Origin of the sequence: Sutcliffiella sp. NC1 (assembly GCF_027594365.1) — a bacterium.
GTDB lineage: Bacteria > Bacillota > Bacilli > Bacillales > Bacillaceae_I > Sutcliffiella > Sutcliffiella cohnii.
This window is the reverse complement of record NZ_CP115153.1, coordinates 816,846-843,333: the sequence shown is the minus strand read 5'-3', so window position 1 is coordinate 843,333 and position 26,488 is coordinate 816,846. Positions and strand designations below refer to the sequence as shown.

Sequence of the window (26,488 nt, the reverse complement as noted above, 5' to 3'; positions counted from 1 at the left end):
TTTTTTAACAGAGAACGCTTTTTCTTTACCCTTGGACTAGCTTCGTCCGTATTTTATTAGAAAATAATTCAACTAGTAATATGAGGATAACAAGACCAATTAGTATGGATCCTACTTCGGACCAGCGATAGGAGTTCATGGCAAAAATAAGTGGCGCACCAATTCCACCTGCCCCTACTAATCCTAAAATGGATGCTTCTCGTAAGTTCATATCAAATCGATATACAACAATCGATAAGAAAATAGAAGTTAATTGTGGAATAATTCCGTAACGTATTTTTTCTAATGTTGTACACCCTATAGACGTCATTGATTCAAGCACACTCGTATCTAGGTTTTCAATTGCATCTACATATAGTTTGGCTAGCATTCCAATCGATACGAAAGAAATCGTTAACACACCAGCAAACGCCCCTGGCCCGGTTACTCGGATGAACATCAATCCATACACGAGGGCTGGAACCGTTCGGATAATGATAAGTATAATTCTAGTAATATAAGCTATAGGAGTAGGTACTACATTAGATGCAGACAAAAACGCAAGCGGGACTGCTAATATAGCTCCTATCACTGTACCTAGAAAAGCAATTGCAATTGTCTCTATTAGTAAATATAAAACACTATTGGATGACACATTTAATAGCAAATCTAAATTTGGATTTACTATTCCTTTCAATATATTTGATGCGATCATTAATCCGCTTTTATCAACAGCTTGTAAATTTATCGCTGTCATTGACCACAGGAATAATAGAATGACTATTATCGTGATTGTTAACATATAACTTTTATTTTTTGGTGCAGCATACAGCTGCTTTTCAATGGCAGTCATGAAATTTATACTACTCCTTTAAATCAACTTTTTCCTAAAATGTTCACTAATCGATTCAATGATCAAAACCGTCACAGCCAGCAACAGCAAAATCATTCCAACACTTGAGTAATCACGCCAGCCTAAACTCTCATTTAATAAAAGACCAATTCCACCTGCACCTACATAACCTAAAATCGCTGCATAGCGCACATTTCCTTCAAAGCAAAACAACGAAGTAGATAAGTAGTTTGGTAATATTTGCGGCATGATAGCGAAACGAAATGCTTGAATTCTAGTTAATCCAAGTGATTCCATCGCCTCAAACGCCTTCATATCAGCTGTTTCAATTTGTTCATATGTTAATTTTCCAACATAGGCAACCGTAAATAGAAAGATTGCTACTGTTCCAGCAACTGTCCCTAACCCAAAAATAAAAGTTGCAATTAAAGCAGTTACTAACGTTGGCAGCGTTCTGAGTACACTGAGAGTAAATTTCGTAAATATTACAACTGGCTTAAATTTAATAATGTTGGATGAGGACAAAACCGCTACAGGAATAGCTGTCATTGCTCCTAAAATGGAACCAAGCAAACTCATTTTTATAGTGTCTAGTAACGGTTTGGATAAATGGGGAAAGTAGTCCCAATTTGGAGGAATCATTTGTCCCACGATAACAAAAAATTCGTTCCAACGAGTCCTTAATACTTGAAATTCAAAACCGGTAAATTGGATAGAAGCATACGTAGCTAAAAGTAATACTAATACAATTAGCGGTGTATAGGACCTTTTTTCCACCACTACTTTTCCGTTTGGGAGAACCATCCTTTTCTCGGGAACTAATTTATTGAACATGCTCAAATCGTTCCCCCTGTTCGTCTACTATATGTACCTTCCCATATATATCATCTAAAACTTCTTGTGTAACAAACTTTGATTTTCCATCGTATATTACTTCGCCATTTCGGATCCCTATTACCCGATTAGCATACTGCAATCCCATTTCAACATGATGGATATTCATAATAACGGTAATATTCATTTCTTCATTAATTTTTTTAAAATCGTCCATCACTTGTTTTGCTGTTACTGGATCTAATGACGCAATTGGTTCATCTGCTAAAATAATATCTGGATTTTGCGCAAGTGTTCTTGCTAACGCTACTCGCTGCTGTTGTCCACCTGAAAGCTGATCGACACGTACATACGCCTTGTCTAAAATTCCGACTTTATCAAGGGAGGATAAGGCAGCTATTTTTTGCTGCTTCGTAAAAATACCGAACAATTTTCTCCAAAAAGGTAATACTGGAACGAAGGAAACGAGCACATTTTTCAATACAGTGGTTCTCGTTACTAAGTTAAAAGATTGAAAAATCATCCCTATCCGTCTTCGAAAAAGCCGGACATCTTTCCCTTTTAAAGAAGCAACGTTTACATCATTGACCTTTATTTTCCCACTCGATATGTCATGCATTCGATTTATACAGCGAATAAAAGTCGACTTCCCTGCTCCAGATAGTCCAATTACTGCTACAAATTCGCCTTGTTTAATCGATACATTAATATTATGTAGTGCTTTTACTCCATTGCTGTACGATTTTTCTACGTTTTTAAATTCAATCATTGTAAATACCCCAATCTATTCGCTCATTCCCACTAAATCTTTTCAAACTTTGAAAAATGAGAACATTAAGGAATGTTCTCATTTTCACTATTTATTAGTTTAAATTTCGTAACAATTTCTGTGCTTCTCTTTCGTTATCGTAATCAGACGAAGTTGCAATTTTGTAACCTTCATGGTTGTAAATGGAAATGACTTCTTTTCCTTCTGTTGTTTGCGCTATATTCATAAATGCTTGTTGTAATGCTGCTTTTAATGCATCGTCCATAATTGGTGAATTTTTACTAACGCTAATAGTATCATTGTATATTCCAGGTGTTACCCCAATAACGTTCGTTTCATCCCAAATCGATTCAGAACGTTCAAAATCAGTAGTCCATGATTCTTCGTTATCTCTTCTTGCATCTGCATACGTTACTAAAATATCAATTTGACCTGCAGCTAATCGTGCAAAAGCACTACCATATGAATCAACTTGTACTACACTATCTAGGTCTGTTATTGTTTTATCAAAATGTTCTCTTAACCATAACGCAGGATAAATATAGCCAGCTGGTGAAGAGGATGACATTACAGCCCAAGATGCACTATTCACATCGTCATAAGTAAGCTCTTCGCCGCTGTTCACTTTAGCCGCTAGCGCTTGGCCCTTTTCAGATGGACCAGCGATGATTAAAGAACGATAAGCTGTTGCTTGAACATCTGCACTAGTTGTTGGTTTATTGTCATTCCAATCTTTTGCCGCATCAGAGTCATGATTTAAACCAGCACGTGTTGCCGTTAAAATAACTTCTGCACCGTCATCGTATAAAACGTATGTACCACCAGGAATTAACCCGATATCTGCCGTTCCTGCTGATAATGCTTCTCCTACCGCTTCATAGTTTGTCCCAACAGTAATGTCTACTTCATTTACTTCATAGCCTAGTCCAGCTAGTTCTTCTGCTAATAATTGTTTTAAAGGTTCTGTCGCTGTAATGATTTCATCAGGATCTCTTGAAGGTACAAACCCGATCGATAATTTGTCTACGACAATAGATTTATTATCTTCCGTTGCATCATCTTTTTGTTCATTGTTTGAATTTGTTCCCTGTCCTGAAGCTGGTGTTGCTGAGTTTGTATTACCATTATTAGAACTACATGCAGCTAAAACTACTGCAAATAATAGAAATAGTAGTAATAGTGATATTTTTTTCGGCATTAGTATGCCTCCTTCTTTTAATAGATTCATATTCCATATTAGGTTATAGATGTAAATTAGCGATTAACTGGAGATGAAAGTATGTAAAGGAGCCGTTAAGAATTTTCTATCTTATGTAAATTAAATATCTAACATTATGCTAAAATATAAGGAATTACTCGCATAAAAGGGATGTGGAGATTTTTGAAGAGAATGCTTGCTATTAGTGATATTCATGGAGATATAGAGAAATTTGAAAAACTTTTACACCTAGTAGACTTTCGTAATGATAAGGATCAATTGCTGTTATTAGGAGATTATATTGATCGTGGACCAAATTCTAGAGATGTATTAAATTCGGTTCAAAGATTAGTAGAGGATGATGGTGCAATAGCGCTAATTGGGAATCACGATAAAATGATGGTAGATGCCTTTTTGACGGATGATCCTATGAACGTAAAAAGATGGTTTTATAACGGTGGAATAAAGACACTGCAAAATTACGGGTATAACATTGAAAAAGATGATGCGAAGTATTGGTATACGACAGAAGAAATGCCTGAACCTCTTCAAATGAATGACGAAATACGCGAACACATTGAATTTCTTCAACAGCTTCACCACTACTATGAGACGGATACGCATATTTTTGTTCATGCCGGAGTTCATCCGACAAGTCCGGTTGAAGAAACGGATCTTCAAACGTTAGTGTGGATTCGTGAAGAATTCCATCAAGGCTATAACGGCGAAAAAACAGTCGTTTTTGGTCATACACCGGTAAAACATTTACATAAAAGTGAAGACGTATATTTTGGTCGAAACAAGATTATTGGAATAGATGGTGGTTGTGCGTACGGTGGGAGATTATATTGTTTAGAAGTGAGTAGTTCAAAAGTTATGTATGTAGACTGAGTATAAAAAAAACCTTTCCCCATTACGAGGAAAGGTTTTTCGTGTCTATATTTAACCCCTTTTGTCTTCTTGCGAGTAGTACTACTGTTATTACCATTAATACAATTGCTAATAGAAGTGACATTACGTTTCCAGTTAGTCCTGCTACTAAATAGGCAACCATTGCCGCTCCACCGTTTAATAATGCATACGGTAATTGCGTTTTCACGTGGTCAATATGGTCACACCCAGCACCAGTCGAAGCTAAAATCGTAGTATCAGAGATTGGTGAACAATGGTCTCCGAATAATCCTCCTGATAAAACGGCTCCAATTGCAATATAAATTGATGCATCGAAATGGAATGCCATCGGAATCGCTAGTGGCATCATAATTGCAAACGTCCCCCATGAACTACCTGTTGCAAATGACATAGCCGCTCCTGCAATAAATAAAATAACAGGAATTAAGTATGCTGGTACATTACCATCCATGATTTCAACGATATAGTTAGCCGTTCCCGCATTTTTAATAACGGTACCTAACGCCCAAGCTAGTACTAGTGTAATGGCTACGTTCATCATTCGTTGCATACCAGACATGTAAATTTCTAATGCTTCACCTAGTTTTTTCACTTTAAAGTAAACCATCATAATAATTAATAGAATAGCAGCAAACAAATACGCAGTCGTTAAGGCAACGCGGAAATCACTTCCGCCAATTCTTTCAAACGGGAAGCCTAAAGAAATTAAAATTCCAAATAACGTAACGAGTAATGTTAATAATGGTAACCAAATTAAGCTCGCTTTACTTTTTGTTGCTGAGATTTCTTGCATCGTTTCTGACTTACGTAGCGGTTTAGATTCAGGCCAATATAGCGCACCTGTTTCTTGAACCCTTTTCTCCGCCTTTGCCATCGCTCCAAAATCTAATTTCGTAAACGCAACAAGCGGCACCATTAATAATGTAAGAATTGGGTAAAATTGATACGGAATTGCCGCAACAAACGCATCCCAATCTGATTCTGCAAGACTTAACGCTTCAAATTCTTTTTGAATAAGTCCCATAATGTAAACGCCCCAGCCGATAAACGGGATAAGAACTGCTACTGGTGACGCTGTTGAATCAATAATCCACGCTAATTTTTCTCTAGAAAGTTTTGCTTTATCAAAAACTTTTTCAAAAATAGGTCCATTTAATAATGGTGTCCCTAAATCCGAGAAGAAAATAATGATTCCACCAAACCATGCAGCTAACTGTGTTTTCACTTTCGTGTTAAGGAAATGAATAACCTTGTCCGCAAATGCTGCAGCCCCACCGGAACGCTCCATTAACGCAACGAATCCTCCGATAAATACTAACAACACTAGCACTCCTGCATTATAACTATCTGTTAGTTGGACGAATAAATATTCACCTATTATTGTTTTCGTTGCCGTTAATGGCGCCCAACTACTTAATATTAAAACCCCTGAGAAAGTACCGAAAAATAATGATATAATGACATTTTTTGTCATGATTGCAATAATAATCGCTAACACTGGTGGTATTAACGACAACCAACCGATATGCTCCATTTTATGTTCCTCCTGTTGTTATTTTTTATATAATTATGAACTTGATTAATTATGCAACATTACGCATATTAATTCAATAGTTTTTTAAAAAATATTTTTATATTTTTAATTGGAACGGTTACAAGTTTTGTTTGGTCTAATAAGTAGAAACATTCAATCAAGACGGTCTTTATTAATGTTTTTATAGTAAAATGGAAATTTAGGGAAGGGAGGATTTACGGTGTTTACATCCTTTTTTAAACGTACAGAGGAACATTCCTTTGAAGTTTTAATAAAAAATGAGCAAGAAAAACTCTATAAAATTGCATATTCCTATGTGAAAAATGAACAAGATGCGCTAGATATCGTTCAAGATGCGATTATTAAAGGCTATAAATCTTTTCACAAGTTGAAAGAAAAGAAGTACTTCTCTACTTGGATTACTCGTATTGTCATAAATTCTGCTATTGACCATATTAGAAAATCAAAAAACGTCATTTATTTAGATCAGGAGTGGCTAACTCCAGAACGAAGCCACGAAAACCAATCAATAATTTCGATGGATATGGAGCAAGTATTTGATCAATTAAAGCCGGAACAAAAAACATTACTATTACTACGGTTTTACTCCGGCTATTCAATACCAGAAATTGCTCATATGTTAGAAAAACCAGAAGGAACAATCAAATCACAACTTCACCGCGCTCTAACAAAAGTGAAAGAAAAATTAGAAAACGGAGGGGAAACATATGGATCAAATGGAACGGAATATTAAAAGTATGGTAGATAGTGTTGACGTACCTAGTGCTAAATTAGAAGAAACGGTTAATCGCTCATTACAAATAGCAAAAAAACAAAACAACCGAGCATTTAATAGGAGACAAAATATATTTGCATCTATTGCGTCGATATTTATTTTAGCGATTGGGGCGTTGTTGTTTACTTCGTTTTATCAAAATGAAGTCGGGAAACAATCTGATGTACTTGAAAAAAGTATCATTTATCAAGTTGGTGATGATGCATTGAAACGGATGGTTGAAGAAGGGAAAGTAAATAATATTTCACTTGTAGCGGAAGACCAAGGAATTAGAGTATTTTTTGAAGAAGCATATTTAGATAACAATCAGATGGCTGTTTCCTATCGTATAGATGGATTAGACCTTTCACGTGGAGATATTGAAACCTCCATAAAGTGGGATTATTTTATAAATGGGGACTTAATTGGACATCATACTTTTGGAGGATTAGTAAAAAGTGACTTATTTTATAAAGGTGGTATTTTTCCACTCCATTATGATACGTCAATATTCCCCTCTGAAAGTGAAATAAAAATCCAAATAACTCATATTGATGACATTGAGGGAAACTGGACTTTTCAATTTCCTATAGTAAAAAATGATGAGCATATAGTAAAGAATATTAATTTAACCAAGAAGGATCTATTCGGTAATGAATTTACAATTAACCAAGCTGAACTGTCTCCTACAAGGCTATTAGTCGATGCGACTACTAAGTTTAACTTTACAAGAAATCTTTTTTCAGGACTTAGTCAACATCGTTTCGTTGTAGTTGCAATAGGAGAAGACGATGAAATGCATTTAGAAAGGGTTGTATCAAGTGGGTCTGATTTTAGAGATGAAATAGTTAAACATAACATACCGTATAACGAAGCAATGGTGATTCCAAGAACTATTAATATTTATAAATATAAAATTATTCCATACTATGTTCAATATAACGGAAAACAGGTTCCTTCCTATAGTGGAGAAGCCTACAAGTGGGATGAAATTACTGCGCCATTTGAAACCGGTTCTGTATTACAACTAGATTCAATGATAAAAGTAGCAAAAATAGAAGAAAATAAAAATAGCACTGTTATATACTATGAAATGGAAGAAGAATTTCCTATCTTCCCTATCATTGTAAATAATGATAAAACAATTGAACTCGAGGCTAAATCTTATAAAATAGAAAATGATTATATAAAAGTAACGTACCCTAAAGTAAATAGTAAAGATTCAGTACATCTTTTAATGTATGATGGAACCTACAATTTTTACAAAGATTTAGCAATTGAAATAACCTTAAAGTGATTTGCACAATCTGGCCGTTTTGAACGGTCAGATTTTTTTAGTTATTCTTTCTTTAGTTACTGTTAGGTTCACTTTTGTAGACAAAACAGCAACAGAAGTTTATTTTCACTTCGTAATATCAATAGAACTAGCTCGAGTTATTTTTTGTAAGTCCTGAACAGTAAGCTCTAACTGTACCCCAATCTTCCCACCACTAACAACAATTGTTTCAAGATTTGTTGCACTTTCATCCATTACCGTTGAATACGCTTTTTTCATTCCAATTGGCGAACAGCCACCACGAATATATCCCGTCCATTTTTGAATATCCTTTACCGGGATCATTTCAATCTTTTTTTCGTTTACTGCCTTTGCACCCTTTTTAAGATCTAGTTCGTCATTAACCGGGATAATAAATACGTATATATTTTTACTATTTCCTTGAGCGACAAGTGTTTTATACACACTTCTAACATCTTTACCGATTTTCTCTGCAACGGAAACCCCGTCAATTTTACCGTCTTTACTTTCATATGTTATAAGCTCGTAGGGAATTTTTTTTGAATCAAGTAATCTCATTGCATTCGTTTTACTAACTTTCAATTCACGCATCCCCATTTCATTCTTTTTTATATATATTAGCAATATCTTTTGCTCTTTGCATCATCCTTCTTGGGTATTTTTGGTTAAAATGAATACGCACATCTCATACTATTAGTAGAAATGTTTAAGGAGAGTTATACAATGGCGCAAAACGAACAAATTCCACATGATCCAAGTTTAGAAAAAAGCTTAGTAAATTTAAAGAAGGAATGCTCGTTTTACTGGATATGTCGGCGAATCATAATACATCCTTGTGGAAAATGCCACATGAATTTTGCCCTGAACGATTTAAAGAATGGAACGGAAGTCTAAAACCTGAAGTAAACCTTCTCTTCTTACTTCATCAAAGGTATGCGAAGTAGAAACTTCCCATTCACCGGGGGTAGGTTATGAATTTATCTGCTTGTCCTTGGTTGAAATAGATTAATAGAGTTGCGGTTACTAAAATCACAATTACGGTAAGAATTTTTTTCATGTTAGATTCCTTTCGTTCTATTTTAGATATCGGTATGGTTTTAATTTATGTAGTCGATAATATAATTTCTTAATAACGCATAATGTACTGGGTATTCCTCATCTGGAAACCTTCCTGTAAAAACTACCACTAAATTGTTACTAGGAATTACAAAAATATATTGACCTAATGCGCCAGCAGCAAAATAATAATCCTCCCTTCCATGGCTTCCAATTACCCATTGATACCCGTATCCCTTTGCTAAAAAGTAGTCTCCGTTTGAATATTTTGCTGTACTTTCTTCGACCCATCCTTCTGGTATAATCCTTTCCCCATCCCATATACCATCTTGCAACATTAAGTAGCCTATTTTCGCCATTTCATATGGGGAAAGGGCTATTCCTCTTCCACCTCGGTAAAAACCTCCATTGAATTGATTCCATGTATATTTTTCGATTTTAAGAGGGTTAAAAAGCTTTTCCTCCGCATAGTTTGGCGTTGGTTTTCCTGTAGCTCTTTCTATAATGACAGACAATAGGTCCGAACCACCTGTATTATAGACAAAGATACGATCTGGTTCTCTATCTATAGGTTGGCTAATGAAATAGTCAATAGGGTCTGATACAGCGCCAGTCATTTCCTCATTTCCCGTTCCCCATTTTATCCCTGACCTCATCGTTAGTAAGTCTCTTATTGTTATTTTTTTTAAGTCTTCATACGTATCCTTCTCTTTTATCTCCGGTATGAAATCTTCTATACTTTGATGGACACTTTCTATATGTCCTTCTCCAATTAACATCGACATAATACTTTTAGTAGCTGAGTTAATTTCTTTAATTGTATTATTGTTATCTATTCCTATTCCGTAATCTTCTATGATTTTTCCATCTTTTATAATTAACATTGTGTGGATTTGCGGTCGTTTTTCTAGGGCGTGATACAAACCTTCTCTTCTTTTCTCGTCAAATGTATGGGTAGTTGACACTTCCCATTTTCCGTCGGGGTAGGTTATGACCTTTTCTGCTTGCCCGCTATATAAAAATATTAATAAAATCGCTGTTAATAAAATTGGTATTAGAATTATTAACTTTTTCAAATTCTTACCCCTTTCAAAAATGATTAAAATGTAAGACTATAATAATATTGTAGGCTTCTAAAATTAGAGTTTTTATTGAAAAAATAATTAATTATTAGCCCATTAAATTGTCCTTTTTGGAAATATTTTTTCAACATATAAAAAAGCCTCCCCAAAAAGTGAAGTATTACTTTGAGGTAGGCCCTTTGTTAGTTTACATATTGTGATTTCTTTAAAAACATATCTAGTAAAAAGTTTCCGAATGGAATGAAGGCTACTGCAACTGCACTAACGATCCATTTAAACGACCAACGAACTTTAAGTGTTGTGTACCCGATGATAAATAGATACAAAATGAAGAGAAATCCGTGTAGCGAACCAACGAATGTGACTGCTTCTGGAATGTTCGCTGCGTATTTTAAAGGCATGGCAATGAACAACAGAACAATTAAGGAAGCGCCTTCAATAAATCCGATAATACGAAATTGATCAATTGGAGTTTTTGGCATATATGTATCATCCTTCTTGTTTATTTATCTTATTTTACCAATCTATGAGACAAGAAGTCTACATATGTTTGTATTCATAGGGGTATTTGGGGAAGGTTGGACAACATGCCCCCGTTACTGTATAACAACTTGGCCGTTATACTTGGGCTTATCCTCAGATCAATCTTTTGGAGCACAAATTCTAGTTTCTGAACCTTTTATTTGCGGTACCCCTCTTTTTATTTGCTATAACTATCCTTTTATTTGCGGTAACCACCTTTTTATTTGCGATACCATCTTTTTATTTGCGTTTACCACTTTTTATTTGCGATACGCCCTTTTTATTTGCGATAACCTCATTTTTATTTGCGGTAACCACATTTGCGAATCCCTCCTACTTGCGAAAATGGACCACCCCACATTCCCAGCCCTCCACTCTACAAAAAACACCCGCTCCTACCGCCCAACCGCGATAAAAACGAGTGCGAAACTATAATTTAATTATTCTTCTCGCTAACTACTGCTTTATCATCTTTCTCAAATAATACTAGTAAGCCAGGTAGTAAAAATCCTCTTATAATGAACGTATCAATTAATATTCCGACAGCAACGATAAATCCGAACACGAACAATAACTCAATTGGTTGCGTCATTAAAACTGCGAATGTTGCGGCTAGTATTAAGCCTGCAGATGAAATAACGCCTCCAGTGTTCGCTACCGCAATTTCTACTGCCTTTTTCACAGAGTGCTTTTTCCGTTCCTCTTGGAATCGTGACACTAACATAATGTTATAGTCAATTCCTAATGCTACGAGGAAGACGAATGCATATAGCGGTACTCTGTTGCTGATTGTATCAATGCCGAAGAGCAACTCCGTTAAGAACATTCCAATTCCTAAAGCAGCAAGGAATGAAACTAATATAGTTCCCATCATGTATATTGGCATTTTCACAGACTTCGTTAACACAATTAACATTAAAAAGATTAATATCGTTTCTAATATAACGATAAGGATCGTATCACGATTATTATAATCACGGTTATCCACTTGTTTCGCTGTTTCTCCAGCAAAGTACAAATTTCCGTCTAAGTTCCCTATTAATGCTGCTTCTTCATTCATCATTGTTTCCATCGCATCAATGGACTCAACAGAATAAGGGCTTTCTGCAAATGTAACACTGTAGCTTACGACTTTACCATCTTCAGCAACACCATTCACCCGAACATTATCTACTAACGATTGTTCGGATAATCTTACTCTTAACTCTTCCTGTTGTTCAGGAGTTAACACATCCGTACCTTCCAATAAAACAGTTGAAGGAGCTAAGTCCCCTGGTGCGAACTTCTCTTCTAACAATTCATAACCATAACGTGATGGCATGTCTTCAGGGAAAGATTTCATCGTATCAAATTCATATTTTAAATTGAACATATTTAACGATGAGATAATTAAGAAAATAACAACAACACCTACCGCGAGCCCTGGCTTTCTAACGACGAAACGCCCAACACGACTCCAAACAGAGTTCGTTTTAACCTTTGCTTCTCCCACTTTCGGTACTTTCGGCCAGAATGATTTACGACCGAATAGTGCGAATAGGGCTGGTACTAACGTTACGGAAGCTAAAATGATAACAACAAGTGCTGTTGCAAATGTTGGTGCAAAGTTGCGGTAATCTCCAGATTGAGCGACAAACAATACGAGCATTGCAGCTAATACGGTACCTCCAGAGAAAAAGACTGGCATTCCCGTTTCTCTCATAGCACTTCTCATTGCAGTGAATTTGTCCTCGTGATCTTTCAATTCTTCACGGAAACGTGAGAACACGAATAACGAGTAATCAATGACAGCTGCAAATAATAATATCAACATAATCGACACGGTTTGCTGACTAATTAATACACCTGTACTTCCTAAAATACCGAGTGATTTCATTACAACTTCATGTACGATACCCGCCGCTAATAAAGGAATTAACGCTAATAATGGTGAGCGATAAATGATAATTAGTAATACTAGTATTAATCCAACTGTAGAGAAAATTAAAACTAAGTCCGCTCTTGAAAATAAATCAAGCGTGTCTGCAGCAATACCTGCTGGACCAGTTATATACAAATTAAGATTTGTTGTGCTTTCAACCACTTCATATATTTGTTCATTTACAGCTTTAATCTCTTTTGATTCTAAGCTTCCATCCAATGTAACTGGAACGATAGCAGTTGTTCCATCTTCGGAGAAAAAGCTCTCAACAGCTTGAGGTGGAAGCGCTGCTAACGGAATTACTTGTGCCAAGCCTTCGATGCCTTCGTCCTCGATTGCACTAACTGCACTAACTAAATTTGTTAACTCGATAGTGCCAGATTGTGATTCAAAAACTAAGATAGCTGGAACTCCGTCACTATCTGAAAAATATTGATCCACTTTACTTTGAGCTATTACTGCTTTAGCATCACTAGGTAGGGCATCAATACTTGAAACTTGATACTCTTTTACACTAGGTGCAAACACAGTTAAAACCGCGGTCACAATTAACCAAAGGCTTAATGTAATCCACATCCCTTTTTTCGTTGAGACACGGTCCGTTATCGCTTGTAAAAATAATTTCATAGTGTATCTCCTCATACTAAAAGTTTATAGTGACAAGTGTGTCACTTTGGAAATAAAAATAGACACTAATGCCACTTAACTATTATCGTTTATTAGTGACACTAGTGTCAATTATCTTTTCTTGAACATTCCGTGACTTAAAATTTCTTTTATCGACTCCACCCAAATCGAATATGGAACACCAAAATGATTAGGTATAGCAATACTTTGAAAGATAATCCCAAGCAATAGACCATTCGGAATATCTTCTTTTAACATCCTTTCTTTTTTACCTAATTCAATGAACCCTTGGAGGTTTTTGTACATTTCTAAATGGAGAAGATCTAATTTATCACGATTCTCTTTTGCTTTCGCGCTTACATTTGTCGGGATACTACTACCTATTTCTATCAGTTTATGAATAGATTTGTTTTTAAATATCAACTGAATTAAAAATTCAAACTGCTCCTCAAACCCGTCCACATGATCGATTTCTCTTAATTCAACGAGAAAAAGATTCATTTCATACAACATAAAATCGGTGATAAGCTCTTCTTTATTTTCATAGTATTTATACAACGCTCCTCTCGACACGTTTAAATGATCTGCTAAAATACTAAACGTAAAGCCTTCATATCCGTGTTGGAGAAGTAAATGATTCGTTGCTTGAAACAAATCTTCCGTTGAAAACTTTTTCTCTCTCGCCATCTTCCCACCTCCACAAAAAATCTAATCTTTAACCTTTTATTTTTTGATATAATAATATTAAGTATCTTTTCGCTACAGTTACTTACGAAACACAGTAGCGGACATCTACAGTTAGTACTGAATTTAACTCATAATAAACAAATACAAAGTCCATTACATATTATCATAAAGTAATTTTTCATGTGAAATAAATGAAGGAGCCATTTCATGACGAAAAAATTTGAAAATGACCCATTTAAAAGAACGTATACAAGTTTAGAGGACCTTGTTGACAGTATTAACGATACGTTTCAATGCCCTGTAACGATAGAGGATGCTAATCACCGTTTATTAGCATACAACTCTCACGAGGACGAAACCGACCCAGCTCGAATCTCGACCATTATTAAACGACGTGTTCCTGAAAAAGTAATTAATAAGCTTTGGAAGGAAGGAATTATTCCTCAGTTAATGGCAACCGACGAACCAATCCGAATTCCTGAAATTAAAGAAATTGGTTTACGTGATCGTGTTGCTGTATCCATTCGAAAAAATAATAAAGTATTAGGCTACATTTGGATTGTAGAAGAAAAAAATAAACTATCCGATAAGCAATTTTTACAACTTAAAAATGCGGCGAGCGCTGCAACAACATTATTAATTAAACTACATTTACAAAAAAAGAAAAAAGAAGAAGATTACCAAGATTTTTTCTGGCAACTCATAACAGGGCATTATAAATCTCAAGAAGAAATTAGTAAAAAGTTTTATCAATTAAATATATCCATGCCTGAACGATTTTCTGTTCTTGTCTTTCAGTTTGAACAAGAAATCTCAAGACAAATGGAAGACCATATCGCGTATTTAATATCAACAAGTCAAAAAATCACCAATCATTTTCTAGTCGTTATGCGAAATGAGCTTATTTTAATCGCTTCCCCTCACCCTTCTTATCCGGATGAGAAAAACTTTCGAGAATTTATTACCTTTTTTATAGCCGAAATGAAAAATAGGTTTTCGGTAGAAGGAATTAAAGGAAGTTCAGGAACGGTGTATGCCGACTTAGAAAGAGTGGAAACTAGTTATCAGGAAGCATTAAAAGTACTAGAAATGAAAGATGAATATCCGGAAGTACTGGAAGATGTATATCACTATCATCAGCTTGGTATGTTTCGGTATTTCGATGCGATTATGAAAGAAAAACGCTCCGATTCGTACGAACACCCAGCCATTTTTAAGCTTGAACAATATGATAAAGTAAACAACACAAACTTTTTAAAAACGTTAGAAGTTTTCATTAACGAAGATAGTAATATGAACGACGCTTCTAAAAAATTGTTTGTTCATATTAATACGTTAAATTATCGAATGAAACGCATTGTTGAAATTACCGAAATAGATTTAAAAAACGTGAACGAAAAAATGTCCATTTACGTAGATTTAATGCTACGACGCAAACGAAAGGATTTGTAAAATATCACAAATGAAAATGCTTTCATTCTTCATTTCATACAATGAAAAAATGTCAACTACACTCTATAATTTAAGCTAATAATAATAATACTATTATTGAAAACAAAGGGGGCAGGAACATGTTAATCGGAGTTCCTAAAGAAATTAAAAACAATGAGAATCGTGTCGCAATTACTCCAGCTGGTGTAGATGCTTTCGTAAAGGCTGGACATAAAGTAATTATCGAAACTGAAGCTGGGATGGGAAGCGGCTTTACAGATGGAGATTACACAAATGCCGGTGCGGAGATTGTAGAAACAGCAGCAGAAGCTTGGTCTGCAGATATGGTTATGAAAGTAAAAGAACCACTTTCATCCGAATACAACTATTTCCGCGAAGGATTAATTTTATTCACGTACCTTCATTTAGCAGCAGAGCCTGAATTGGCTGAGGCACTAACGAAGAATGGCGTAACAGCAATTGCATATGAAACAGTTGAAGTAAATCGTACATTACCACTACTTACTCCAATGAGTGAAGTTGCTGGAAGAATGGCAGCACAAATCGGTGCACAATTTTTAGAAAAAGTACACGGTGGTAAAGGTATCCTTCTATCAGGCGTACCTGGTGTTAAACGTGGAAAAGTAACGATTATTGGTGGCGGTGTAGCTGGTACAAATGCTGCGAAAATGGCAGTTGGACTTGGTGCGGAAGTTACAATTATCGATTTAAGCCCTGAGCGTTTACGTCAATTAGATGATATATTTGGTACAGATGTAACAACATTAATGTCAAACCCATTCAATATTGCAGAAGCAGTAAAAGAATCTGATCTTGTTATCGGAGCAGTTTTAATTCCTGGAGCAAAAGCACCGAAGTTAGTTTCAGAAGAAATGATTAAGTCAATGAGCCCTGGATCTGTTGTCGTTGATATCGCAATCGACCAAGGTGGTATTTTCGCAACTTCTGACCACATCACAACTCATGACAACCCAACGTACGTAAAACACGGTGTTGTTCATTACGCTGTTGCAAACATGCCTGGAGCTGTTCCTAGAACATCTACAATTGCATTAACAAATGCAACAATGAATTACGCTCTACAAATTGCAAACAAAGGCGTGCAAAAGGCTATTGCAGAAAACCATGCTTTAAAGCTTGGAGTAAACGTTGTAAACGGTTCGATCACGTATGAAGCAGTTGCAAAAGACTTAGGTTATAATTACGTACCAGTTGATGAAGCTTTCGAAAGAGAAATAACAAAATTATAATCCCTCTATCCCTCGTGTTTCAGACACGGGGGATTTTTCTATCTATATTTGACCCCTTCGAACGATATTTTCCAAAAAATAAACACACGTTTAAAACCTTTATGATAAAGAATAATAACAAAGTACAAACTTTTTAATAAAGGAGTTGTCATAATGAAAGTTTACGTATTACATGCAAGTATGTATGGACATACAGAAGTTTTAGGTTCTGCCATTTCTGATGGAGCTAAACAAGTTAGTGGTGCAGACGTTATATATAAGTCAGTAGACGAAGTAGATCCAGAAGAATTAAAAGAAGCAGCTGCAATCATTTGGGGTTCAGGTGGTACGTTCGGAGAACCGAATGAAAAAATGTCGGCGTTCTTTTCGAAATTAGGCGGGATTTGGTATACTGGCGCATTCCAAGGGAAAGTTGGGGGCGTTTTTGCGACGACGACAACACAACATGGAGGAGTAGAAAACGTTTGTCGCGCATTACAAACACCGATGTTTCACCATGGAATGATTGTTGTATCTAATACCGGACCGAATGATGCGGATCGTGCTCAATACGGTTGTCCTTACGGAGCTGTCGCAGTAATTCCCGTTGAACAATCGAAAGACGCACCGCTCAATAAGCCGACTGATGCAGAAATGGAAATTGCACGCAATTATGGTAAGCTTGTTGCAGAAGCAGCGATGAAATTACACGGGTAGGTTTATATATCAGTGGGGACGTCCCCACTGATATTTGCCTTCGTTTTTTATTCGTTTCTTAAATAGCGGGGCTCCTTTTTTATAAACGGCCTAATTAAATAACTTAATACCTTCAATGGATTACGTGTACTTTGTTGAAAGATTTTACTACCGATACGACCATCAAGATGGGAAATGAGAAAATCATATGTGTTATTGTTCATTTGTTCTAACGCTCGGCGGAGTATTAACGAATGCTCGTAACTCTTCATTAAAGGCTTCGTTAATTGTTCATAGGTTCCTAAGCCACATATGTCTTGTGCAGCATATATCCCAGTTAATAGTGCTTGAAATTGGCCAAATCCGAGAAAAGGCATAATTGCACCGAAGCAATTTCCTGTAAAGAACGTATTACCAATTCGAGGTGCGTTGCAAATTCCAATCTTATAATTTCTAATTTGAAATTGATCGGTAATCTTTAACGATTGTCCAAGCTCGGAACAAACTGTTTGAAAAAATCGGTCCCAAAGCTTATTTATTTCTTCATCTGTTTTGATTGCCTCATCAGGAAAAGCAATGACAATGTTGGCTTCTTTATCAGAAAACGGAAGTAAATAGCCATATCCTTTAGGAGCTAATTCGTTATTTAACCATACACTAACGGAAAAACGTTCAAAATTCCCTTCAACTGTCGCTCCCTTTAACGTTACCGATAAATCTTCTTTAAAGTTTTTTACTTTTATCGCATAGGAAGCATCACCTGTTGCCATCACAACGTGAGTATACTCTTGCGAAAGCTCCTCATACGACTTTTCAGAGTTAAATATTAGCTCTGAGTTAACTTGCTCTGCTAATTGATTTTCAAAAGATAGCTCATGTCGACCTCTAATATTAACAAAACCAATTCTCTCATTAATAGTAGCTTTACTGTTTTCGCTATGTATGACCATTTGCCCAATATGACTCGTTGGCTTTAAGTACAGTTCGTATTCATTTGATAAATAGCTAATGGAGTCGTTAATCGGTCTAGTTAAAATCGAGAAGAGTGCCTCGCCATTTATGAAGCGGTCTCCAACTTTCGATCTACTCTCGTATATTGTTGGATAGATTCCATTCCGTTCTAACATAATAGCACAAGCTAAGCCTGACAACCCCGCTCCCATTATCGCCACCTTCAATTAATATCCCTCCCGTCATACATTATTTTTACTATTAGTTTTGCCTGATTATAAAAAAGAATGTTCGTGTTTATAGATGTTTCTGTATATTTTTGCATTTCCGAAGCAAAACTCTAGTAAGATACGCATGAAATTTGGTACTTTAAAAGAAAGAATAAAATGAGGTGGAAAACAATGAATTTAAATGAGTGGTTTGCAAAAGGACTTACATATGAACAATATAAAGAAAACATGACGGTAAACAGAGAAGAAATGGAAACTATTTATCAAGATTTTTCTTTAAAAACGGAAGAAACTTCGCTGTTACAAAAGGTAGCACAACAACAATTAAACGTTATTGTTATTACGGAAGACTGGTGTGGAGATGCCCTACTTAATAATCCGATATTAATGAAAATAGCTGAAGCCGGTAAAATGGACGTTCGCTTTATTCTTCGCGATCAAAACCTTGAATTAATGGATCAATATTTAACGAATGGGACAGCTCGCTCTATTCCAATCTTTATTTTCATTAACCAGGCTGGTGAAGAAGTAGCTGTATGGGGCCCAAGAGCTCCTAAAGTGCAGGAAATGGTGGATAAAATGAAGTCTTCCCTTCCCCCAAGTGACTCACCAGATTTTAAGGAAAAGCAATCTGCCCTCTTTAAGCAAATTAAAGATTTATACGTAAACGATGCTTCTCTACGGGATATTGTGTCAGATAGCATATTAGAAAAGTTAAAAGAGAAAGTACTATAATAGAAAGAGGTCTGCCGAATAATAAGTGGCAGACCTCTTTTACATTATAAAACTAAACCTTTTTTCTTTGCATCAGCATCCATACCTGCACCGATAGCTATACCAATACCTATTCCAATTGGGATTCCCATACCGATATTATCGAACGCAGATAAACCTAACGCTACTCCAATGGCTACACCTACAGACATAAACACACTCATATAATAACCTTCCGTGACTAGCTTATGTTTCTTCTGTAGATGGGCTGTAATAAGATGTAGTTTCTTACTATGATGTTTTAACATTTCTTTATCTTGTATAGTTTTCATTGCTTGTATTTCATGAAGACAAGTTTCGAGTTCGTTCAAGTATTTTTCACATTCCGGACAATCGCTTGAAAAAGAATGAACACGTTTTAACACTCGCTCCATTTTTTCCAATTTAAGTCTATGCTGATCTCTATTGCTCACATTACTTTTAATCTCATTTAATGTATCGAATATTTTTTTGACTCGTTCATTCATCCGCCGCTCACCCTTTACCTTTTTTCGGTTAATATTTCTACGGTTGCAGCATACTAAAGGTTTCAAGAAGACTACGTTTTAATGAATAAACCTACTTAATCTGAACAAAGAAATATCATGTTCCGTCTCCCCATCAATCGCAAGTTGACTTAACACTTCCCCCATTACACTACTAAATTTAAACCCATGACCAGAAAAACCGGCAGCAATGATAATATTTTCATCTATTGGATGATGATCAACAATAAAATGTTCATCAGGTGTTAAAGTGTACATACAAACTTTACCATCCTTTAAAGCGCCCGAAGCATTCGGCATATACACGTTTAAAAATTGACGTACATCCCCTTCATCAGCAGGATCAATTCCAAACGGTTCCTTTTCGTCATCAGGGTTTATCTTTTTCCCACCATCATGTCTTCCGATTTTCAACCCGTCACCATTCATATTTGGAAAGCCATAATATTTTCCTTCTTCTGCATCAAAAAAGAACGCGGGAAAATTTGTCATGGTGTACTCATCAGTTTTTGTCTCAAACCACGCAAACGTCTTTCGTGTAGGTTGTAATGGTAGCTCTAAAGAATGTAATAGTTTCGAAGTCCAAGCACCGGCCGTAACGATTACTTTTTTGGCATAGTAATCACCGCTGTTTGTTTTTATAGAGACTCTATCTTCTTCCCCCTGGATATCCACAACATTTGTATGAGGTAAATAGGAAGCATTATAGTTCAGTGCTAGCTCTCGATATACTTCTATACATTTTTCACTATATAATATTCCAGACAACGGCTCGTAACAACCTACAAAATGATTCGGTACATTCAGACCTGTCCACTTCTCCATCATTTCTGTTGAAGACATAACGTTGAGTGGTAATCCATGTGTATTAGCACTTTCTATCGTCTCATTAATGAACGCAGAATCTCTCGGTCCAATGCCGAGTACACCTGTTTTTTCAAATAATGTCGTATTACTTTCCTTTTCTAACTGTTCCCATAATACTTGTGCACGTAAAAGGAGCGGAACATATTGACTTCCTTCCCCGTAGGCATGCCTAATAATTCTCGTACTACCATGATGACTACCGTTATGGTGTGGAGGGTCAAACGAATCAATAAGTAACGTTTTAACCCCACGTTTTGCTAAAAAATAGCCTGCTGCCATTCCCATTGAACCTGCTCCTACAACGATTACATCAAAAATATTATTTCGCACCATCACAACCTCACTTTCTATTAATAAATATTGTACACCTTTTCCATATAACTGTTTAAAAATTATTATTGTTTAAATAAATACCAAAATGGTACGATGGAAGGACGGAATATCATTTTAATAAATACATAAGATGGTATAAAGGTAAGCGCTTTTTTCCTTCCGGTAGTGGTATCTATGATTCCCTCCTTAACTAGCGCCATTTGAGGTATTGATTGTCATTTAAACGAAAATTTATTTATATTAGGAGAGTTGTCATGGAACACAATATAGTAGTACGCAACAATGTGAAAATTTTAGGAAAAGGGACTCAGCCAATCCTGTTTGCGCCTGGATTTGGTTGCGACCAAACAGTTTGGAAGCAAGTAGTTCCAGCCTTTGAAGAACATTATCAAGTTATTTTGTTTGACTATGTAGGTTTAGGTAATTCAGATATAAGCGCTTATAACCCTGAAAGATATAGTACCCTTAACGGCTATGCACAAGATATACTCGATGTTTGCTCTTATCTTCAGCTAAAAGATGTGATTTTTGTAGGTCATTCCGTTTCAAGCATAATTGGTTTACTTGCTTCTCTCTACCAACCAACATTATTTTCCAATCTAATTATGATAGGTCCTTCCCCATGTTACCTTAATGATCCCCCTGAATATTTTGGTGGATTTGAAAAAGAAGATTTACATAGCTTAATAGAAATGATGGAAAAGAATTATATTGGCTGGGCTAATATTTTTGCATCAACTGTCGTCAATAACGCTGATAGACCAGACGTTACAAAAGAGCTAGAAGACCGCTTTTGCTCAACAGACCCTATTATTGCAAAACAATTCGCTATGGCAGCATTTTTCTCTGATAATCGTGAAGACTTACGAAAAGGAGTTGTACCAACGCTGATTTTACAATGTTCTGAAGACATTATTGCACCAACCGAGGTTGGACAATACGTTCACGAACATTTACCGAAAAGTGAATTTCAAGTAATGAATGCAACTGGTCATTGCCCTCACATGAGCCACCCTGAGGAAACAGTTCAACTTATTAAACAATATTTAAACGAGGTCCATCTAAATAATAATCATCTTGGTCCTGTTTAATGGATGAACTGCTAAATTATGCACCAGGTGGCTTTCTCACATTGTCAAATGAAGGAACGATTCTTTCTATTAATCAAACATTACTGACTACATTAGATTACCGAAAAGAGCAACTAATCGGAAAACATATAAATAATATTTTATCGGTTCCAGCTCGTATCTTTTATCAAATTTATTTTATACCGTTAATAAAAGTAGAGCAGCGCATAGAAGAAATGTATTTAACATTAAATAAAAAAGATGGGAAAGAAATACCCGTTCTTCTTAACGCTTCTGGCAATAGCACAAATGACACTTCTAATATCCATTGCATTATTATTCCTATGCAAAAAAGAAACGAGTTGGAAAATCAATTACTACTTGCAAAAAAAGAGGCTGAGCTCGCTTTAAAAGAAAAAAACATCATGAATACTCAACTTAAAAGCGCCTTTAAAGAGTTAGAAGAAAAGCAAAAGGAACTATTAGAATTAAATAAACAAAATCAAAAGTTTACAGTGGACACAAAATTAGAATTGCAGCTTGCACGGAAAATACAAAAAACATTTTTAACGGAGCCGTTTTCTCACCCTCATGTAAAAACGGAGGTGTACTATCAACCAGCAGGAGAATTATCTGGGGATATGTATGGGGTGTATCGTATTAATGAATACCAATACGGTATCATTATACTAGATGTGATGGGTCATAGTATTTCTTCCGCCTTTATAACCATTTCACTACATTCTTTATTTCACCGACTAATCTCAACTGGTGTAACCGGGGATGTTGTAATGAAAGAATTAGATCATCACATTCATTCTCTTTTTCAACATAACGAAGATGCAAGACATTATTGTACAGCGATTCACCTTTTAATAGATACTAGAAAGAAAGAAATTGAATATATAAATGCCGGGCATCCACCTGCTATTTGGCAAGAAATCAACGGAAGACAACGAGAGCTAAAATCAACTACGCCACCTATCGGTTTACTTGAAGGGATTGCTTTTAAAAGTGAAAAATTCTCATACGGTATTGGTGGTAAACTAGCCCTTTACACAGACGGAATTACCGAACCACAAGATTGTAACTTTTTAGCTCCATTAATTCAAGAAAATGCAACAAAATCTTTATCGGAAGTGAAAGAACGAATTATGGAAATACTCAACAACAATAGAAATATAGATAAGAAGGATGATCAATGCTTGATTTTGGTTGATATTAGTTAATGGAAAGAGGTAATGACTTTAAGATGATTCATTACCTCTTTTGATTTTACTATCATGTTATTGTACGTTCAGCGTCTATATAGCCTGCCCCGTATACATATTCATCGTTATCTCCCCATCGTATCGCATTTTTCATTAACGCCTTTTTTACTTTGTATGGAGTTAAGTTAGGATTATGCTGTAAAAGTAAGGCAACTACCCCTGCGCATATCGGTGTTGCCATTGAAGTACCAGATAACGAAATATAGTGTTCTCCAACTCTTGCATTTTTTTGGAGCTTATCAATGTATGAACCTGGTGAACGTAATGAAATAATATTTACACCAGGTGCCACAACATCTGGCTTTTTCACACCATAAATGGTTGGCCCTCTACTAGAAAAACTTGCGATTTCATCATCAGAACGGGAAGGAGTATTTTTATCATCCATTGCCCCGACCGTAATGATTTTACTACTTACCCCTGGGCTCGCTATCGTATGAGGATCAGGTCCTTCATTTCCAGCGGCCACACATACAACAAGCCCTGCATCCCAAGCTGCTTCTACGATTTGAACCATTGGATCGTCATTTTCATTTCGATAGGCACTACTCGCAGTACTTCCAAGCGACAGGGACAAAATATTAATTCCTAACGCATCTTTGTTCTCAATACACCATTGTACACCTTCCATCACTGTCGCTAAAGAACCTGAGCCGAGCTTATTTAACACTTTGACACCGACAATGGATGCATTTGGTGCTGGACCTTTATACTGTCCACCTGACATCGACCCGTTCCCAGCCGCGTCACCCGCACAGTGGGTACCATGTCCATTGTCATCGTACGGATTCGCTTCGTTATTAATGAAATCTCTAAAACCTTTAATTCGCCCTTGTAAGTCAGGATGTGGATGAACTCCTGTATCTATTACAGCTATCGTTATGCCCTCACCAGTTAACTCTGTATGATTTCTAACGATATTCGTTGCATTTATAGTGGGAGTTGCAACATCTAGTAAAGCTTTAACCTCTCGATTGTAGTAAACTTTTTTTATTTTTGCGCATTTCGAAAGTATTTCTTCTAATGCTACAGCGGTAACAGTTGCGCTACAAGATTGGATACTTGGAAATTGTTTTCCGATTTGACATCTCAAATGACGATGCAATACTTCATTCACTGTTTGATATTCTTGTTGGAGTTCTTTGTTTTTACATTGTTGAAAGGATATAATAACAGGATATTGCTTGAAGTTACTAAGAAATCTCTCGAATGTACGATGCAAAAAACACGGGGTATATTTGAATGGACGGTATATTGAAGTGAATTCTTCTCTTAATTGTTTATCTAATTTATGTGCGTTGTTTCTTACCATTTGGATCATAGAAAAACCAAACATCTATTAACACTTCCTTATATTAAAGATACTAATAATTTATGTTGTTAATAGATTTGTTGTAACGGTGTTTATACTAAAAAAAAGAAAACCGTTACTAGTTTTAGTAACGGTTTTCTCTGAAAATATCGTTTCACATCCTGTATCTCACTTAACTAATTTTCCTAACATCTTCTATGTTTTTAGATAGTTTTTTATAGAGTGGTAAGTTGGAAAGGTCCATATTTCCACCGCTAATAATTGTACCTACTCGTTTATTTACTAGGTTAACTTTTCTACATAGGAGTGCTGCGAGGGCAGCGGCCCCAGCTCCTTCTACTAACATCTTCTCGCGCTCTAGCATGAACATAATAGCATAGGCAATTTCTTCATCTGTAACAGTAACCATTTCATCTACTAGTTGATGAATAATTGGATAGGTTACTTGACCTGGCTCTTTTACTAATATTCCGTCGGCTATCGACTGGACATGTTGTAGCTTGTAATTACTTGTTCCAGTAAAACGGTTATATGTAGCTGGCGCACCAGAAGCTTGCACACCAATTACTTTAATGTTTGGATTAAAGCCTTTTACTGCTAATGCAACACCAGCAATCAAGCCGCCTCCGCCTACAGGAACTAAAAGTGCTTGTAAATCATTATACTGTTGCATTAATTCTAACCCGATTGTTCCTTGCCCAGCTATTACATCATGATCATCAAATGCGTGAACGAACGTTGCACCTTTCTGCTGGCGTTCGTTCATCGCTGCTTCAAAAGCCTCTTGATACGTTTCGCCTCCTAGTACGATTTCCGCCCCGTAAGATTGTGTTGCAATAGCCTTTGCGGTTGGCGTTCGGGCTGGCATATAAATTTTTGAACGGATTCCTCTTTTGGAGGCTGCAAATGCAACTCCTTGCGCATGATTTCCTGCTGATGCTGCAACAATTCCTTTTGCGCCTTCAAAATCAGACAGTTTCATAATTTTATTTAACGCACCTCTTAATTTAAAGGAGCCTGTTTTTTGTAGGTTTTCCAATTTTAAATAAACGTCAGCCCCTGTTAGTTTATTTAATGTTGCTGACTGTTTAATAGGTGTTCGGTGGATATATGGATGGAGATTTTCCATCGCGTTAATTACATCATGTTCTTGGAGATAATTCCCAACGCAGTTCTTCCTCCCTTGTTTCGTACCGTTTAATTTGATCATCGTATTGTAATGTTAAAGAAATTTCATCCCAACCATTTAATAGCATTTCTTTTCGATAAGGATCAATAGAAAAGCTAGCTTTAAAACCTTGCTCGTCTGTTACCGTCTGCTCTTCTAAATGAACGAAAAGACGGTAGTTTGGTTGTTTTGCATTTTCTAATAATGTGTCTACTTCTGACTGCTGAAGTTTTACCGGCAGTAAACCTACCTTCAGACAGTTATTATAAAAAATATCTGCAAAGCTTGTGGCAATTACTACTTTAAATCCGTAGTCTAATAATGACCACGGTGCATGCTCACGGGACGATCCACAGCCAAAGTTTTCACCAGCTACTAATATAGAGGAGTCTTTATATTGTGGTTGATTTAAAATGAATTGTTCATTCGTTGTCCCGTCGTCCTGAAAGCGCCAGTTGTAAAATAAAAACTGACCAAACCCTTGTCGTTCTATTCGCTTTAAAAACTGTTTCGGAATAATTTGGTCTGTATCAACATTTGCCCGATCTAAAGGGCAAACAATACCGTCATATTTTTGAAAAGGTTCCAATATTATTACCCTCCT

General features: G+C 36.1%; 25 protein-coding genes. 9 read left to right on the top strand and 16 right to left on the bottom strand.

Going from position 1 to position 26,488, the window contains the following annotated elements; all coding sequences use genetic code 11:
• Nucleotides 1-25: 25 nt before the first annotated feature.
• The 4 genes from phnE (O1A01_RS04215) to O1A01_RS04200 all read right to left on the bottom strand — a co-directional run bounded on the left by phnE (O1A01_RS04215) (nt 26) and on the right by O1A01_RS04200 (nt 3,633).
• Nucleotides 26-832, bottom strand: coding sequence for a phosphonate ABC transporter, permease protein PhnE (gene phnE, locus O1A01_RS04215; protein WP_270065643.1), 807 nt, complete (start codon nt 830-832; stop codon nt 26-28).
• Between the two features lie 18 nt (nt 833-850).
• The gene (gene phnE / locus O1A01_RS04210) at nt 851-1,666 is read right to left on the bottom strand and encodes a phosphonate ABC transporter, permease protein PhnE (RefSeq protein WP_270066370.1); all 816 of its coding nucleotides are present in this window, start codon (nt 1,664-1,666) and stop codon (nt 851-853) included.
• A complete protein-coding gene (phnC, locus tag O1A01_RS04205) occupies nt 1,656-2,435 on the bottom strand; it encodes a phosphonate ABC transporter ATP-binding protein (protein ID WP_270065642.1) in 780 nt (259 codons plus the stop codon). Before phnC ends, phnE (O1A01_RS04210) begins: the two co-directional genes overlap by 11 nt.
• A 94-nt stretch (nt 2,436-2,529) precedes the next feature.
• A complete protein-coding gene (locus O1A01_RS04200; RefSeq protein WP_270065641.1) occupies nt 2,530-3,633 on the bottom strand; it encodes a phosphate/phosphite/phosphonate ABC transporter substrate-binding protein in 1,104 nt (367 codons plus the stop codon).
• A 183-nt stretch (nt 3,634-3,816) separates the two neighbouring features.
• On the opposite strand from O1A01_RS04200, the gene O1A01_RS04195 reads away from it, so the two are divergent.
• Nucleotides 3,817-4,524 carry a metallophosphoesterase family protein gene (locus O1A01_RS04195; protein WP_270065640.1) on the top strand — a complete coding sequence of 236 codons (708 nt, stop codon included), beginning with the start codon at nt 3,817-3,819 and terminating at the stop codon, nt 4,522-4,524.
• A gap of 22 nt (nt 4,525-4,546) precedes the next feature.
• Here the strand turns inward: O1A01_RS04195 and O1A01_RS04190 are convergent, their stop codons facing one another.
• Complete coding sequence (locus O1A01_RS04190; protein WP_270065639.1) at nt 4,547-6,079, bottom strand: Na+/H+ antiporter NhaC family protein; 1,533 nt, start codon at nt 6,077-6,079, stop codon at nt 4,547-4,549.
• Between the two features lie 220 nt (nt 6,080-6,299).
• Between O1A01_RS04190 and O1A01_RS04185 the strand changes: the two genes are divergently transcribed.
• A complete protein-coding gene (locus O1A01_RS04185) occupies nt 6,300-6,833 on the top strand; it encodes a sigma-70 family RNA polymerase sigma factor (protein ID WP_270065638.1) in 534 nt (177 codons plus the stop codon).
• Nucleotides 6,808-8,151 carry a DUF4179 domain-containing protein gene (locus O1A01_RS04180; RefSeq protein WP_270065637.1) on the top strand — a complete coding sequence of 448 codons (1,344 nt, stop codon included), beginning with the start codon at nt 6,808-6,810 and terminating at the stop codon, nt 8,149-8,151. Before O1A01_RS04185 ends, O1A01_RS04180 begins: the two co-directional genes overlap by 26 nt.
• Nucleotides 8,152-8,256: 105 nt before the next feature.
• Here O1A01_RS04180 and ybaK read toward each other — a convergent pair whose 3' ends face one another.
• The 5 genes from ybaK to O1A01_RS04155 form a co-directional block, all read right to left on the bottom strand.
• A complete protein-coding gene (gene ybaK, locus O1A01_RS04175) occupies nt 8,257-8,733 on the bottom strand; it encodes a Cys-tRNA(Pro) deacylase (protein WP_270066369.1) in 477 nt (158 codons plus the stop codon).
• A gap of 515 nt (nt 8,734-9,248) precedes the next feature.
• Nucleotides 9,249-10,283: a serine hydrolase domain-containing protein gene (locus tag O1A01_RS04170; protein WP_270065636.1), complete on the bottom strand. Its 1,035-nt coding sequence runs from the start codon at nt 10,281-10,283 to the stop codon at nt 9,249-9,251.
• A gap of 188 nt (nt 10,284-10,471) precedes the next feature.
• Nucleotides 10,472-10,771, bottom strand: a complete 300-nt coding sequence (locus tag O1A01_RS04165) for a DUF3817 domain-containing protein (protein ID WP_270065635.1) — start codon at nt 10,769-10,771, stop codon at nt 10,472-10,474.
• Nucleotides 10,772-11,247: 476 nt separating this feature from the next.
• Nucleotides 11,248-13,359: an MMPL family transporter gene (locus O1A01_RS04160; protein ID WP_270065634.1), complete on the bottom strand. Its 2,112-nt coding sequence runs from the start codon at nt 13,357-13,359 to the stop codon at nt 11,248-11,250.
• 111 nt (nt 13,360-13,470) lie between these two features.
• Nucleotides 13,471-14,046, bottom strand: a complete 576-nt coding sequence (locus O1A01_RS04155; RefSeq protein ID WP_066414923.1) for a TetR/AcrR family transcriptional regulator — start codon at nt 14,044-14,046, stop codon at nt 13,471-13,473.
• Nucleotides 14,047-14,253: 207 nt separating this feature from the next.
• On the opposite strand from O1A01_RS04155, the gene O1A01_RS04150 reads away from it, so the two are divergent.
• The 3 genes from O1A01_RS04150 to O1A01_RS04140 all read left to right on the top strand — a co-directional run bounded on the left by O1A01_RS04150 (nt 14,254) and on the right by O1A01_RS04140 (nt 17,444).
• The gene (locus O1A01_RS04150) at nt 14,254-15,498 is read left to right on the top strand and encodes a PucR family transcriptional regulator (protein ID WP_066414924.1); all 1,245 of its coding nucleotides are present in this window, start codon (nt 14,254-14,256) and stop codon (nt 15,496-15,498) included.
• Between the two features lie 119 nt (nt 15,499-15,617).
• Nucleotides 15,618-16,748: an alanine dehydrogenase gene (ald, locus tag O1A01_RS04145; RefSeq protein ID WP_270065633.1), complete on the top strand. Its 1,131-nt coding sequence runs from the start codon at nt 15,618-15,620 to the stop codon at nt 16,746-16,748.
• A 153-nt stretch (nt 16,749-16,901) separates the two neighbouring features.
• Complete coding sequence (locus O1A01_RS04140) at nt 16,902-17,444, top strand: NADPH-dependent FMN reductase family protein (RefSeq protein ID WP_066414934.1); 543 nt, start codon at nt 16,902-16,904, stop codon at nt 17,442-17,444.
• Nucleotides 17,445-17,491: 47 nt separating this feature from the next.
• On the opposite strand, the gene O1A01_RS04135 is transcribed toward O1A01_RS04140, so the two are convergent.
• On the bottom strand, nt 17,492-18,595 hold the full coding sequence (locus O1A01_RS04135) for an NAD(P)/FAD-dependent oxidoreductase (RefSeq protein ID WP_270066368.1): 1,104 nt from the start codon (nt 18,593-18,595) through the stop codon (nt 17,492-17,494).
• A gap of 180 nt (nt 18,596-18,775) precedes the next feature.
• Here O1A01_RS04135 and O1A01_RS04130 point away from each other — a divergent pair, with 180 nt between their 5' ends.
• Nucleotides 18,776-19,339: a thioredoxin family protein gene (locus tag O1A01_RS04130; protein ID WP_066414940.1), complete on the top strand. Its 564-nt coding sequence runs from the start codon at nt 18,776-18,778 to the stop codon at nt 19,337-19,339.
• A 44-nt stretch (nt 19,340-19,383) separates the two neighbouring features.
• Here the strand turns inward: O1A01_RS04130 and O1A01_RS04125 are convergent, their stop codons facing one another.
• Both O1A01_RS04125 and solA read right to left on the bottom strand, forming a co-directional pair.
• A complete protein-coding gene (locus O1A01_RS04125) occupies nt 19,384-19,845 on the bottom strand; it encodes a glycine zipper domain-containing protein (protein ID WP_066414943.1) in 462 nt (153 codons plus the stop codon).
• A 78-nt stretch (nt 19,846-19,923) separates the two neighbouring features.
• Nucleotides 19,924-21,063 (bottom strand): N-methyl-L-tryptophan oxidase, encoded by a 1,140-nt coding sequence (gene solA / locus O1A01_RS04120; protein WP_066414946.1) that lies wholly within the window; start codon nt 21,061-21,063, stop codon nt 19,924-19,926.
• A 254-nt stretch (nt 21,064-21,317) separates the two neighbouring features.
• Here solA and O1A01_RS04115 point away from each other — a divergent pair, with 254 nt between their 5' ends.
• On the top strand, nt 21,318-22,154 hold the full coding sequence (locus O1A01_RS04115) for an alpha/beta fold hydrolase (RefSeq protein WP_066414949.1): 837 nt from the start codon (nt 21,318-21,320) through the stop codon (nt 22,152-22,154).
• Nucleotides 22,154-23,362 (top strand): SpoIIE family protein phosphatase, encoded by a 1,209-nt coding sequence (locus O1A01_RS04110; RefSeq protein ID WP_066414952.1) that lies wholly within the window; start codon nt 22,154-22,156, stop codon nt 23,360-23,362. The genes O1A01_RS04115 and O1A01_RS04110 overlap by 1 nt, the downstream gene beginning before the upstream one ends.
• A 52-nt stretch (nt 23,363-23,414) precedes the next feature.
• On the opposite strand, the gene O1A01_RS04105 is transcribed toward O1A01_RS04110, so the two are convergent.
• The 3 genes from O1A01_RS04105 to leuD all read right to left on the bottom strand — a co-directional run bounded on the left by O1A01_RS04105 (nt 23,415) and on the right by leuD (nt 26,473).
• On the bottom strand, nt 23,415-24,740 hold the full coding sequence (locus tag O1A01_RS04105) for a S8 family peptidase (RefSeq protein WP_270065632.1): 1,326 nt from the start codon (nt 24,738-24,740) through the stop codon (nt 23,415-23,417).
• A 148-nt stretch (nt 24,741-24,888) separates the two neighbouring features.
• On the bottom strand, nt 24,889-25,845 hold the full coding sequence (gene ilvA / locus O1A01_RS04100; protein ID WP_270065631.1) for a threonine ammonia-lyase: 957 nt from the start codon (nt 25,843-25,845) through the stop codon (nt 24,889-24,891).
• Between the two features lie 13 nt (nt 25,846-25,858).
• Nucleotides 25,859-26,473, bottom strand: coding sequence for a 3-isopropylmalate dehydratase small subunit (gene leuD, locus O1A01_RS04095; protein ID WP_066414967.1), 615 nt, complete (start codon nt 26,471-26,473; stop codon nt 25,859-25,861).
• Nucleotides 26,474-26,488: the final 15 nt, after the last annotated feature.